The sequence below is a fragment of the Hoeflea sp. Naph1 genome, assembly GCF_046837775.1.
Classification (GTDB): Bacteria; Pseudomonadota; Alphaproteobacteria; order Rhizobiales; family Rhizobiaceae; genus Hoeflea.
Genome location: NZ_CP177286.1, coordinates 3,870,832 through 3,883,455, shown reverse-complemented (window position 1 = coordinate 3,883,455; position 12,624 = coordinate 3,870,832). Strand labels below are relative to the sequence as shown.

The 12,624-nt window shown below is 59.5% G+C and carries 11 protein-coding genes; 7 read left to right on the top strand and 4 right to left on the bottom strand.

What is annotated here, in order from left to right:
- Positions 1-42: 42 nt before the first annotated feature.
- A complete protein-coding gene (locus tag ACK6D9_RS18665; protein ID WP_412049651.1) occupies positions 43-1,212 on the bottom strand; it encodes an FAD/NAD(P)-binding oxidoreductase in 1,170 nt (389 codons plus the stop codon).
- A gap of 155 nt (positions 1,213-1,367) precedes the next feature.
- Here ACK6D9_RS18665 and ACK6D9_RS18660 point away from each other — a divergent pair, with 155 nt between their 5' ends.
- Positions 1,368-1,787 (top strand): hypothetical protein, encoded by a 420-nt coding sequence (locus ACK6D9_RS18660; protein WP_322988733.1) that lies wholly within the window; start codon positions 1,368-1,370, stop codon positions 1,785-1,787.
- A gap of 156 nt (positions 1,788-1,943) precedes the next feature.
- On the opposite strand, the gene ACK6D9_RS18655 is transcribed toward ACK6D9_RS18660, so the two are convergent.
- The 3 genes from ACK6D9_RS18655 to ACK6D9_RS18645 form a co-directional block, all read right to left on the bottom strand.
- A complete protein-coding gene (locus ACK6D9_RS18655; protein ID WP_412049650.1) occupies positions 1,944-3,050 on the bottom strand; it encodes a putative bifunctional diguanylate cyclase/phosphodiesterase in 1,107 nt (368 codons plus the stop codon).
- A gap of 17 nt (positions 3,051-3,067) precedes the next feature.
- On the bottom strand, positions 3,068-3,892 hold the full coding sequence (locus ACK6D9_RS18650) for an IS5 family transposase (RefSeq protein ID WP_412049383.1): 825 nt from the start codon (positions 3,890-3,892) through the stop codon (positions 3,068-3,070).
- Between the two features lie 71 nt (positions 3,893-3,963).
- A complete protein-coding gene (locus tag ACK6D9_RS18645; protein WP_412049649.1) occupies positions 3,964-4,797 on the bottom strand; it encodes a GGDEF domain-containing protein in 834 nt (277 codons plus the stop codon).
- Positions 4,798-5,378: 581 nt separating this feature from the next.
- Between ACK6D9_RS18645 and ACK6D9_RS18640 the strand changes: the two genes are divergently transcribed.
- From ACK6D9_RS18640 to ACK6D9_RS18615, 6 genes are all read left to right on the top strand, one after another.
- Positions 5,379-6,323: a D-alanine--D-alanine ligase gene (locus ACK6D9_RS18640; RefSeq protein ID WP_412049648.1), complete on the top strand. Its 945-nt coding sequence runs from the start codon at positions 5,379-5,381 to the stop codon at positions 6,321-6,323.
- Positions 6,320-7,243 (top strand): cell division protein FtsQ/DivIB, encoded by a 924-nt coding sequence (locus ACK6D9_RS18635; RefSeq protein ID WP_412051844.1) that lies wholly within the window; start codon positions 6,320-6,322, stop codon positions 7,241-7,243. The genes ACK6D9_RS18640 and ACK6D9_RS18635 overlap by 4 nt, the downstream gene beginning before the upstream one ends.
- Positions 7,240-8,568: a cell division protein FtsA gene (ftsA, locus tag ACK6D9_RS18630; protein ID WP_322988736.1), complete on the top strand. Its 1,329-nt coding sequence runs from the start codon at positions 7,240-7,242 to the stop codon at positions 8,566-8,568. Before ACK6D9_RS18635 ends, ftsA begins: the two co-directional genes overlap by 4 nt.
- A 57-nt stretch (positions 8,569-8,625) precedes the next feature.
- The gene (gene ftsZ, locus ACK6D9_RS18625; RefSeq protein ID WP_412049647.1) at positions 8,626-10,323 is read left to right on the top strand and encodes a cell division protein FtsZ; all 1,698 of its coding nucleotides are present in this window, start codon (positions 8,626-8,628) and stop codon (positions 10,321-10,323) included.
- 294 nt (positions 10,324-10,617) lie between these two features.
- Entirely contained in the window at positions 10,618-11,571 is a 954-nt protein-coding gene (gene lpxC, locus ACK6D9_RS18620) for a UDP-3-O-acyl-N-acetylglucosamine deacetylase (protein WP_322988738.1), read from the top strand.
- Between the two features lie 184 nt (positions 11,572-11,755).
- Entirely contained in the window at positions 11,756-12,622 is an 867-nt protein-coding gene (locus ACK6D9_RS18615; RefSeq protein ID WP_412049646.1) for an outer membrane protein assembly factor BamD, read from the top strand.
- Positions 12,623-12,624: the final 2 nt, after the last annotated feature.

Below are 12,624 nucleotides of genomic sequence, written 5' to 3'. Positions count from 1 at the left end.
CGTGACAGATTCGTTCATATCGTTTTTCTCCCGGTGCCGATGTCAGATGATGCCGCGCGCGACGGACCAGTAGATCCCGCGATTGAAGGCCTTGCGGAGCAGCCCGCCGACTTTTGTCGGAGGCGTTGGATGGACGTCTTCATCATAGTCGTACCAAAGCGGCATTCCTGCATCGAGACCCATCTGTGCCACTGCCTGAACCTTGCCGTCATACTCGGCGACGGTGTGGCCGAGACGGATATCGCCGGCGATGTTGTTGGCAATGACCGGGCTTTGGTTGTGACATGAGCCACCGGCTTTCGAGATCGGCAGATCGACGGTGTCGCCCATGATATAGGCGTTGGGGTGACCCTCGAGTTGGAGTGACTTGCGATCAGTCGGTAGCCAGCCTTCATTGTTTGGTGCCTGAGAAATGCCGCTATCGAGAACTGCGTCCACCGCCCGGATCGGAGGCGTACACATCAGAAGATCGAACTCTTCCTCTTTACCTTCTTCGGAGCGGGCGATCTTCTTCTCCGCGTCTACTGATTCCAGTGTGAAGCCACGCTGATGCAGGATGCCCTTGGATTCGAACACCGGCGGAAGCACTTCGCAAACTTCCTGCTGCAAAAACAGGCAATTACGCAGCAGTTGCGAGATGGTTGGATAAGTATAGACGATCTCGCACTGGTCGCGGACACCCTTGCGACGAAGGTATTCGTCGACCATCAGCGTGGTTTCCATCGGAGCGATGCCACATTGATGGGGCACGTTCGGCGTCTTGGGGAAGTTGACGGTTATGAAGATCCGCCCCTTCTCAAAATTGCGCAGTTTCTCTGCGAGCTGGCGCGCGGGAGCATATTGATAGAAATAGTCGCCGCCTTCCTTGAGCCCGGGAATTCGTTCCGGGGCGGGAATGCAGCCTGTTGACACGACGATATAATCATAGCCGATGGATTTGCCGGACGCGGTCTTCACCTTTGAGCCGGCGAAATCGAAGTTGACGACCTTGTCCACCTGGAAATCGATCTCGGGTCGCAGCAAACTGCTCTGCTTGCGTCGCAGTTCGCCTTCAAAAAACATGTCAAAGGCCACATACATGAACGCCGGTTTGTAATAATGCCATGGTGAATCGGAAAGCAGTGTCACCTTGACCTTCCCGCGTGCAATTTCGGGATACATTTTGGTGACGATGCTGTTAGCAGTCATCGTTCCGCCGATGCCGCCGCCCACGATAAGGATGTGTTTAGTCAATGTTGGCCTCCTCAATTGCCGCCTGAGCGGAGTCTTGATCCTTCACTCCGGAGCCTTAGCATGGGCGACCAAGACCATTGCCTGCGGATGTTTCCGGATTGGAAAGGTTGGTTGGCGACAAAAGGAAACCCGAGATGCAAGAAGCTGAAATCCGCCAAATCGTTCAGGCCCAGATCATCGAGTGCCTGAACCGCTTCTATGCAATCGAAACCGGGATGTGGGGCGGGCCACTTGATGCATTGATGGTGCGAACCATCATCACCGGAAAGGTTCAGGGCCGTTATTACGACCTGTCCTCCCTGTCGATGACGCTGGGACTGCCAATCTCAACCACGCACCGAAAGGTCAGGGAGTTGGAGGCTGCAGGTTTGGTGGAAAGCAGGAAATGTGGTCGTTCGCTGCGTCTCGAGCCGACAAGCCGCGCGTGTGTTGATCTTGATATGAAATTCGAGGAAATGGTGTCGACATTGCAGCGGCTCTATCGTGGACCGCCGATCCTGTCCGGCAATACGCCGGCGGCATCTGAAAAGGGACCCGCTAGGACTGTTCCGTAAGTGCAACGAACCATCGGCTGGTCGCGAGGCGACAACACATCATTTCACCATCGCTATAGACGGCTTGCTGAGTGCGCGGGGTATGCCTGCAGATCACGAGATGCATCGTCTGGCGTGCATCATTTCATGCTGCCTTGGCGAATTGTTTCGAAGGGCTCACGCTGAAAGGGCGGCGCTTCCGGTTTCCACGGAAACAGGGTTGTCCTGGGCGTTGATCATCTGCATGGCCGCCGCCGATGTCATCGGCCGGCCGAACAGGTAGCCCTGGATCAGGTCGGGTTCCATCTCGCTCAGCACTGTCATCTCATCGTGGGTTTCGACGCCCTCGAGCACGCAACGCAGTTCAAGTCTCGCGCACAGTTGCATGACACTGGTGACGATCTCGCGCGAGGTCACGCTCTGGCTGACCTTGGAGACAAAACTTCTGTCGAGCTTGACCTTGTCGAGCGGCAGTTGGTCGAGATATTCGTAGCTTGAATAGCCCGATCCGAAATCATCGAGCGCAATCTTGCATCCGCTCGCTCGCAGCTCTGTCAGCAGGGATCGGGAGAGATCAAGAGTGGTCATGACCGCAGTTTCGGTAATCTCGAACTCGATGCGGCTTGGCGATATTCCTGATCTCATGATCTGGCCGAGCAGCGACATGATGAAGGCCCGGTTGGACAGATCCTGGCCGGAGAGGTTGAAGGACAGGGAAATGTTCTCTGGCCAACCCGCCAGGGTTTCGAGTCCCTTCTTGAAGAGAATGCCGGTTACCTTGCTGATGTGGCCCGATCGTTCCGCCGCGCAAATGAATTGGTCCGGGCGGACAAGGCCGAGTTTTGGGCTTTGCCAGCGTGCAAGCGCTTCAAAGCCGACAACCCGCTGCAGCTTGGGCGAGTATTGCGGCTGGAACAGGAGAAAGAGTTCCCGCGTCAGGTCGCCTTCACGCAGTTCGCGCTCGATGGCAGTTGCCTGTTCCATTTCCTTGTCTTCGGCGACGTCGAACATGAAGCATCGCCCACGTTGCTTTGCCTTGGCCTTGTAGAGCGCGTAATCGGCCTTGTCGTACAGTGTGGCGCTGGAATCGCCCATGCTGGGGAAATGTGAAAAGCCCGCCGAGGCGCCGACAGTAAGGTTGAGGAGCGCGAACGGGTAGGGTTGGCTGATCGCCTCGATTACCCTGGCCCCCAACTCCGCCGCAGATTCCTCCGATAAATTTCCCGGAAACAGGGCGATGAATTCATCACCGCCGACCCGGCCAAATGTAAGAGTCTGACTCAAAATGTTTCCGTTTAATATCATTTGGTTGCAATTCGCCTGGCAAGTTGCTGGACGGAAGCCATGAAGAGCCAAGCGGTGGCGCTGGCGATTGTTCGCTCAAAGTCCTTGGCGAGGCGGCGGTTTCTGTTCAGCCATGCAAAAGTGCGTTCGACGACCCAACGCCGCGGTACGACCTCGAAGCCTTTCGCCGTGTCCGAACGCTTGACGATTTCTAATGTCCACTTGCCGATTTTTGTCAGTGCGGCTTCAAGTTTCGGCCCGGCATAGCCGCCGTCGGCGAAGACATGACGCAGCCAAGGGAAGGCATGGCGGATTACCTTGAGGACGGACGGAGCGCCATCACGATCCTGGATGTCGGCCGCATGAACGATGGCCCCGACGAGGAAGCCGCTGGTGTCGGTTAGGATGTGGCGCTTGCGTCCCTTGATCTTTTTGCCCGCGTCATAGCCGGAAACTCCACCACTTTCCGTGGTCTTGACCGATTGGCTGTCAAGCACGCCGGCCGTGGGCGAGGCTTGGCGACCCTCAGCCTCGCGCGCCGCCATCAACAAGGTGTGGTTGATCGTCTGCCAAAGCCCGCTGTCACGCCAAGCGTAGAAATAATGCTGCACGGTGGTCATCGGTGGGAACAGGCTTGGTGGCAGCATCCGCCAGGCAATCCCGCCGCGTAGAACATAGAGCATCGCCTCGACGATCTGCCGGTAGCCCCACTTCGCAGGACGTCCGCGTGCTTTGCGTGGCGGCAATAGAGGTTCGATCAGCGCCCATTCAGCATCTGTCAAATCGCTTGGCAGTCGGCAATGCTTTCGGGCATGTTGTGCCCGGGTGATATCAGTCCACATCGTTGTATCCATGGTTGGCTTCGCAACCTCATGAATCACAACCAACTGATATCACTCAACTTCTTTTTCGGTCAGGCTCTAACGCCGGGAATTTCCATACTGCTGGCCCGCTCGATGATAGCGCATAAGAGCTTGTCGCCGACGATGTGGCCATAGATATCGTTGATCGACTTGAAGCCGTCGAGATCGAAGATCCCCATCCAGAATGGCCTGCGCTGGGAAATCAGATAATCGATTTTCTGGAATACAGCGCGCCGGTTGGGGATGCCCGTCAGCATGTCGGTGTCGGCAAGACGCTGGGCCTTGGCCGCCAGTTCATCGGCAAGCATTCGGGCGTCGATCTGCTTGAGAATGGCTTTTCGCAGCAGCATTGCCATGCCGAATGCCGCAAAAGTGGTGGCGACGCCGATCGAGACGTACTGGGCCAGGAGTTCCGGCGGGAGGCCGGAGGCGAACCAGTAGAGCGTCGCCAGTGACAGGCCAACGCTGAGCAAGGTGGTCCTGAAGGTTACCCCTGTTGTGGAGAAAACCACCGCCATCAGGGCGAAATATATCAGCTTGCTCTGTTCAAAATGAATCGCCAGATAGCTCACGACATTGAGGTACATCAGCAGATTGGCGATCAAGCCATTCAGCTCGAGTTCCTCCAAGGTAAGCTTTTCGCTGACGAGTACGTGCTGCCTCATCAGGTAGTAGCACACAGCGGTAGTGAAGCTGATCGAGGCAAACATGACCAGCGTGAGCCCGGTTTCGTCCTGCCAGTGGCTGTAAGTGACATAAAGATAATAGAAAATGCCGGGGAGCAGAAATCCGCGCAGGATCGGAGAGTAGGCGGTTGCCATCGCCTGACGCCGCACAGGGTTGACCCAGTAATTGTAGGCGGCAATCGGGTTTGCCATTTTCATGGGGGCCGCTTTCAGCTCAAGGGCACGGTGTTGACTGATGCGGGCCTGCGCTGGCCGATCAGGAGTTGAAGGGGCAAGTAAGTATTCCGACGGCAACTGGGGGATGGATGAAAATAGACAGTTTTACCCGTCATAACTTGCATCAATCGCGCACGCATTGCTGTCCCTCGCTTGGTTCAAGTGAGACGAATAAAGCAAAAGCATTAACGTGAGGTTCCGCAGGCTGCCGCCCGTTATGCGTGAATACTCATGCTGCTGTTGAGAGGGATTATTCAGCTGCGGGTTGCGTTTGTGGCCGCATGCCTGATGGCAAAAGCGCGGCATGTCGGCTGCCGCCCCTTGCGCTTGCCCAAAAGCTCTGATTCCTAAGGATTCCTGTCGGGCAGCATGAGTCGCGCGCTGCCCGCAACGTCGATCTTGGGTTATGCCGCGCCGGCCGGAACGGGTTGGCGCAATGTTCAGCCCCTATACTGCGCGGCAGCGTGTCTGCCTGAGGGGCTGAAATTGGCCTTGAAAGGCGCGATCATGCGGCCTGCCTGGCTCCCCCGCCTGAGGGGCGCGCACCAGAACGAGGGAAGTGGATGACCGCCGAGGTTTTGACAAAGAGCAAACACGTTGCCGTTCTGATGGGCGGGTTCTCCTCCGAGCGGCCGGTTAGCCTGGCTTCGGGCGTGCCCTGTGCCGATGCGCTTGAGCGCGCCGGTTACCAGGTCACCCGCGTTGATGTCGGTCCCGATATTGCCTCGGTACTTGCCGAGCTCAAGCCCGATGTTGCCTTCAACGCGCTGCACGGACCTTATGGCGAGGACGGCACAATTCAGGGCGTGCTTGAGTATCTTGGGATTCCCTACACCCATTCGGGTGTTACCGCTTCGGCGTTGGCGATGGACAAGCGGCTGTCGAAGATTGTTGCCAAGGCGGTCGGAATTCCGGTGGCGGAATCGAAGGTGATGAACCGCTTCGAATTTACTTCCGCGCACCCGATGGCGCCACCCTACGTGGTCAAGCCGGTCAATGAGGGTTCGAGCTTCGGCGTCGTTATCGTCGGCGAGGGACAGTCGCACCCGCCGCAGGTGATTACCTCGAAAGAATGGAAGTACGGCGACGAGGTGATGGTCGAGCGCTACATCGCCGGCCGCGAACTGACTTGCACCGTGATGGGCAACGTGGCGCTGGCGGTCACCGAGATCGTGCCACAGGGACACACCTTCTATGATTATGATTCAAAATACGTTGCCGGAGGCTCCAAACACGTTTGTCCGGCAGAAATTTCACCATTTGTTTACCAAAAAATACGTAGGTTGAGTTTGAAGGCGCATCAAGCGATCGGCTGTCGCGGCGTGAGCAGGTCTGACTTTCGGTATGATGACCGATTCTCCGAAAACGGGGAGGTTGTCTGGCTCGAAATCAATACCCAGCCCGGCATGACACCGACATCACTGGCGCCAGAGATGGCCCTGCAGGCCGGGCATTCGTTTGAAGAATTTGTCAGTTGGATGGTGGAGGACGCTTCGTGTCGTCGATGACGGGAAACAAGGGCAGGGCCGCTGGGGCCAACGGGACGGGCAGGCGCCATGCGTTTGCCGGTGCTTTCGTGCTGCCGCGTTTTCTGCGCCGTCAAGTGCGGTTCTACAGTGCGCTGGCCACCGGCCGGGTGGATATCCATCCGCATGTCGGGTCAGTTGCTGCTCTTGCCTTTCTTGCTGCCACCGGTTTTTACGGCATGCAGCTTGGTGGTCACACCGAAGCGGTAACCCAGGCGTTGACCACCAGCGCAGGCTTTGCGCTCGAAGACGTGCAGATCAGCGGCAATGCCGAAACCTCCGATATCGATATTCTCGGCCAGCTCGGGCTTGACGGCTCCACATCCGTGGTGGCGATCGATGCGCATCTGGCCCGCACCCGGCTGATGCAACTGCCTTGGGTCACCGACGCGCAGGTGCAGAAGATTTATCCGCGCGGCCTGTCGGTCAAAATCACCGAGCGGCAGCCGGTGGGCATCTGGCAGCATGGCGACCGGCTGGCGCTGATTGATGCGCGCGGCGACGTGATCGCTCCCTTGACCGGTGCCCGTCATGCCGACCTGCCGCTCTATGTCGGCATTGGTGCCGACCATCACGCCGATGAACTGGAAGCGCGGCTGCTGATGCATCCGAACCTGCGCGCCCGCGTCAAGGCTGCGATCCGTATCGCCGACCGGCGCTGGGATCTGCGGCTCGACAATGGCGTAACGCTGAGCCTTCCCGAGCAGGATGTTGACGCTGCGCTGCGGCGTCTGGCGGAATTCGATGCCGGTCGCGATGTGCTGTCGCGCGATATCACCGTGGTCGATCTGCGGCTTCCCGACCGTGTCACGCTACGGCTCAGCGAAGCTTCGTTCGAGCGCCGCAAGAAAGCTCTGGCGGCCCGCGCCAAGGCAATCAAGGCGGCGGAGAAGAACACATGAACCTGTTCCGCCCCTCCTCGATGCTGCCGCGGCTTTCGCCGCTGTCGGGCAAGCGCGCCAGTATTGTGACAGTGCTCGATATCGGTTCCTCCAAGGTGGTCTGCATGATCGGTCGGCTGACCCCGGTCGAGGCGGCGGAGATACTGGCGGGTCGAACCCACAAGATCGAAATTCTCGGCATCGGCCATCAGAAGTCGCGTGGCCTCAAGGCTGGCGTTATTTCCGACATGGATGCGGTCGAAAGTTCGGTGCGGCTCGCGGTCGACGCCGCCGAACGGATGGCTGGCGTCACCGCCGAAAGCTTGATCGTCAATGTCACAGCCGGGCGGCTGGGCAGTGAAACCCATTCCGCCGCAGTCAATCTGGGCGGTCACGAGATTGCCAATGGCGACCTCGTCAAGGTGGTCAATGCCGCCACCCGTCAGAGCCAGTTGCATGAGCGCGCCATCCTGCATTCGCTGCCGTCGAGCTACACGCTTGATGGCGAGCGCGGCATCCGCGATCCGGCCGGAATGTATGGCGATGTGCTCGGGGTCGACATGCATCTGCTCACAGCTGACCGTGCGCCACTGAAAAACCTCGAACTGGTGGTCAACCGTGCGCACCTCACCGTCGAGGCGATGGTGGCCACTCCCTATGCGTCGGGTCTTGCAGCGCTGGTCTCCGATGAGGCTGAAATGGGCTGCGCGGCGATCGACATGGGCGGCGGCACGACGACGATTTCGGTATTTGCCGATGGCAAGCTGGTGCATGCCGATGCGATCGCGCTCGGCGGCCAGCACGTAACCATGGATCTGGCGCGCGGGCTTTCGACTCGGCTTGACGACGCCGAACGCATCAAGGTGGTGCACGGTTCGGCGCTGCCGCAGGCGGGTGAAGACCGCGACGTGATTTCGATTCCGCCGATCGGCGAGGATGAGCGCGACCAGCCTACCCATGTGCCGCGCGGACTGGTTTCACGGATTGTTCGTGCCCGGGTCGAGGAGACCCTCGAAATGCTTCGCGACCGGATCCACCAATCTGGATATGGCTCGCTTGTCGGCAAGCGCATCGTGCTTACCGGCGGCGCCAGCCAGATGACTGGCCTGACCGAAGCGGCGCGACGGATCCTGGCACGCAATGTGCGGATCGGACGTCCCTTGGGAATTTCCGGTCTGCCGGCGGCGGCCAAGGGGCCGGCATTTTCTACTGCGGTCGGCCTGATGATCTATCCTCAGGTCGCCCATTTCGAATCCCACGGTGCAGGCGAGGGCGGCTTTGTCGCCATCTCCGGCGCGGGTGGCCGTCTGTCCCGCATGGGGCAATGGCTCAAAGAGAGTTTTTGATTTCACCGAATTGGTCCACGCGGCGGTGCGACCATGCCAAAGGAAGGAACGGTTGCCATGACCATCAAATTGCAGAAGCCGGACATCACCGAGCTGAAGCCCCGGATCACCGTGTTCGGTGTCGGCGGCGGCGGCGGCAATGCTGTCAACAACATGATCAACGCGGGTATGCAGGGCGTCGATTTCGTCGTCGCCAACACTGACGCCCAGGCGCTGACGACTTCAAAGGCCGAACGGCTGATCCAGCTCGGTGTCGCGGTTACCGAAGGTCTGGGCGCAGGTTCGCAGCCCGAAGTCGGCCGCGCGGCAGCGGAAGAATGTATCGATGAGATCATCGATCACCTCAACGGCACCCACATGTGCTTTGTCACCGCCGGGATGGGCGGCGGTACCGGCACCGGTGCGGCTCCCGTGGTCGCAGAGGCTGCCCGCAACAAGGGTATCCTGACCGTCGGTGTGGTCACCAAGCCGTTCCATTTTGAAGGCCAGCGCCGCATGCGGCTTGCCGAAGCGGGTATCGAAGAGTTGCAGAAATGCGTCGATACGCTGATCGTCATCCCCAACCAGAACCTTTTCCGCATCGCCAATGACAAGACCACTTTCGCTGACGCCTTTGCGATGGCCGACCAGGTGCTGTATTCGGGCGTTGCCTGCATCACCGACCTGATGGTCAAGGAAGGCCTGATCAACCTCGACTTCGCCGACGTCCGTTCGGTGATGCGCGAGATGGGCCGGGCGATGATGGGCACCGGCGAAGCTTCAGGCGAAGGTCGTGCGATGGCCGCTGCGGAAGCCGCGATTGCCAATCCGTTGCTCGACGAGACCACAATGAAGGGCGCACAAGGCCTGCTGATCTCGATCACTGGCGGCCGTGACATGACCTTGTTCGAAGTCGACGAGGCTGCCACCCGCATCCGCGAGGAAGTCGACGCCGATGCCAACATCATCCTTGGCGCCACCTTCGATGAATCGATCGAAGGCCTGATCCGCGTGTCGGTGGTTGCCACCGGCATCGATCGCATCGAAGGCTCGGACGATCAGCGCCCGACCCTGTCGGCCCCGCGCCCTGCTGCAGCCCGTCCGGCTGCTGCCCAACCGCAGGCCAGCCGTCCCGTCTCCGCTGCGCCGACGCCGCAGCCAACTCAGGCCAGTACCGATTCGGTGGCTGAGACGATCCTGTCGGCTGAGGCCGAACTTGAGCGCGAACTCGACATCGCCAGCCAGATTGACCTGCCGACACGGGCGCAGCCTGCTTCGGACCCGGCCCAATCGGGGTCACAGCCGCACAATCGGTTGTTTACCAGTGCACCCGAGGCCGCCGCACCGGCCGCGCCGCAGCGGCCTGTCATGACCGTGCCGCCCGTGGCGCAGGCTCCGGTTCAGCAGACTGCTGCGCCGGTCCGGACGGAAGCCCAGCCAACGCGGATGCCGCGGGTTGAGGATTTCCCGCCGGTGGTTCAGGCCGAGATCGAGCATCGCAACGCCCCGCAGGGACATGCCGACGAACGCGGCCCGATGGGTCTGCTCAAGCGGTTGTCAAGCTCGCTGGGCCGTCGGGACGAGGAGGATGCCGCGCATGCTGCAGCTCCCAGCCAGGCGCCGCAGGCACGTCGCCCGCTGTCGCCGGAGGCCAGCGTGTATGCGCCGCGCCGTGGCCAGCTTGACGATCAGGGTCGCATGACCCCGCAGGCGCGGGCGACTCATGATGACGAGCAGCTGGAAATTCCCGCGTTCTTGCGCCGTCAGGCCAAGTGAAGCGGGTGTAACAAACTGTAAGATAACTCGCATGGCAGCTTTAAGGTTGCCATGCGAATTCGTTAACCCTTTGTTAACGATTGCGTTTTTCAATTCGCGTCGTGTTACCATATCGTAACAGAACGATAAAAAGCGTGATTTGGAAACTCTCTGTCGCGGCCTTATCTTGCAGCGCATGTAATAAGGAATGAAGTGATCAACCACGCGGGGGGACGTGTGGAATTGCTTCAACGGACTGGGGACGGCATGGCCTTTGGGAGGTCATGACCAATCAAGCGGGAAACGGCGGACCTTATGGGTATCGATGTAGTAGGCTTTCAGACCACGATTTCGCGGTCGATCTCCCTGTCGGGCATTGGCGTGCACTCAGGTGAGAATGTCTCCATTACCTTTCATCCGGCCGATCCCGATACCGGTGTCGTTTTCCATCGTCATTTGCCATGTGGTGATGTGATCAGCGTTCGCGCTGTGTCCTCGCAGGTTGGCTCGACCGATCTCTGCACCCTGCTCGGCAAGGCTCCTGACCGTTCGGTCGCAACCGTTGAACACCTGATGGCGGCGCTCTATGCGCTTGGCGTTGACAATATCAGCATCGACCTCGACGGCAGCGAAGTGCCGGTCATGGATGGCAGTGCTGCGGTGTTCATCGAGGCCTTCGACAATGCCGGCCTGATCAACCACCCAGTCAAGCGTCGCTACATTCGCGTCGTCAAGCCGGTTCGCATCGAGATGGGCGGTTCCTGGGCCGAGTTCTCCGAACATAACGGCACCCGGTTCGAAATCGACATCGATTTTGATTCACCGCTGATCGGTCGCCAGTCCTGGAAGGGCGAAGTTACCGCCGACACTTTCCGCCGTGAACTGGCCCGCGCCCGTACATTCGGCTTCATGCGCGATGTCGAGCGGCTGTGGGCTTCGGGCCACGCGCTGGGCTCATCGCTGGAAAATTCCGTGGTGATCGGCGACGACGACAAGGTGATCAATGTCGAGGGGCTTCGGTTCCGCGATGAATTCGCCCGTCACAAGACACTGGATGCCGTGGGTGATCTGGCGCTGGCCGGTGCGCAGTTTATCGGTTGTTATCGCAGCTATCGTGGTGGTCATAAGCTCAATGCCATGGCACTCAGGGCGCTTTTGGCGGATCAAACTGCTTATGAGATCGTCGAGGCACCGGCGCGTCGCGACACAGTGCGTCACGGCGAACTGGTGGCCATCAACGCGGCGGCGTTTGCGCCGTGGGCGCTCTGATCAGCCGATCCTGTCTTCAAATTCCTGCTTTCTTGCCTATACTCCTGTTTTTGAAGGGACGCCTTGCCACAAAAATGCGGCAAAGCGTCTTCATGACGTTGCGAAGTTCGGTCATTTCCGGATAGAAACGCGGGTCTGGTTCTGCGGATGAATTGCATCCGCGGCTGTTGAGAGGTTTTGCAGAATGGATACTTCGGGCAAGGGTAGGCGCGGGCGCGCGATTCGAGTTGCGCTCATGGTCGCCGGATTGGCCGGCGTTTCAGCGCTTGTCAGCGGATGTCAGTCCGATCCGGACATCGACATCACCGCCTATGCGCAATCCATCGAACCGGCGGATCTGCTCTACAATCAGGGCCTTGCCAATCTGGAAGCCGGTGAGTTGACCGAAGCCAGCCGCAAGTTCGACGCGATCGACAAGCAGCATCCCTATTCCGAGTATGCACGCAAGGCGATGGTGATGAGTGCTTTCACCAATTACCGCCAAGGCCAGTATTCCGAAGCGATCAACACCGCCTCGCGTTATCTCAGCCTCTATCCCAATGATGAGGATGCGGCTTACGCGCAGTACATTGTCGGGCTCGCTTACTATCGGCAGATCCCCGAGGTGACCCGCGACCAGCGGACCTCGGCGCGCGCCATCGCAGCCTTCACCGAGGTGATCGAGCGGTATCCTGATTCCGAATATGTCGAGGACAGCCAGGCCAAGCTGCGCTATGCGCGAGACCAGCTCGCCGGCAAGGAAATGCAGGTCGGCCGCTACTACCTCGAGCGCAAGGAATATGTTGCCGCCGCCAACCGGTTCCGGCTGGTGATCGAGCAATATCCAAATACCAGACAGATCGAGGAGGCGCTGGCGCGTCTGGTCGAGACCTATTACGCGATGGGGCTCGAAAGCGAGGCGCAGACTGCCGCCGCCGTGCTTGGCCACAACTATCCCGACAGCCAGTGGTATGCCGATTCCTACAAGCTCCTGCGCACGGGCGGACTTGAGCCGCGCGAGAACAAGGGCTCCTGGATTTCGCGCGCCGGGTCCCGCCTCGTCGGCGCCTGAAG

Bases quoted from the DNA above. Each gene is read 5' to 3' on its own strand.
- ACK6D9_RS18660 (WP_322988733.1), top strand. From the start codon at position 1,368: ATGCAAGAAGCTGAAATCCGCCAAATCGTTCAGGCCCAGATCATCGAG.
- ACK6D9_RS18650 (WP_412049383.1), bottom strand. From the start codon at position 3,892: ATGTGGACTGATATCACCCGGGCACAACATGCCCGAAAGCATTGCCGA.
- ACK6D9_RS18645 (WP_412049649.1), bottom strand. From the start codon at position 4,797: ATGAAAATGGCAAACCCGATTGCCGCCTACAATTACTGGGTCAACCCT.
- ACK6D9_RS18640 (WP_412049648.1), top strand. From the start codon at position 5,379: ATGACCGCCGAGGTTTTGACAAAGAGCAAACACGTTGCCGTTCTGATG.
- ACK6D9_RS18635 (WP_412051844.1), top strand. From the start codon at position 6,320: ATGACGGGAAACAAGGGCAGGGCCGCTGGGGCCAACGGGACGGGCAGG.
- ftsA (WP_322988736.1), top strand. From the start codon at position 7,240: ATGAACCTGTTCCGCCCCTCCTCGATGCTGCCGCGGCTTTCGCCGCTG.
- ftsZ (WP_412049647.1), top strand. From the start codon at position 8,626: ATGACCATCAAATTGCAGAAGCCGGACATCACCGAGCTGAAGCCCCGG.
- lpxC (WP_322988738.1), top strand. From the start codon at position 10,618: ATGGGTATCGATGTAGTAGGCTTTCAGACCACGATTTCGCGGTCGATC.
- ACK6D9_RS18615 (WP_412049646.1), top strand. From the start codon at position 11,756: ATGGATACTTCGGGCAAGGGTAGGCGCGGGCGCGCGATTCGAGTTGCG.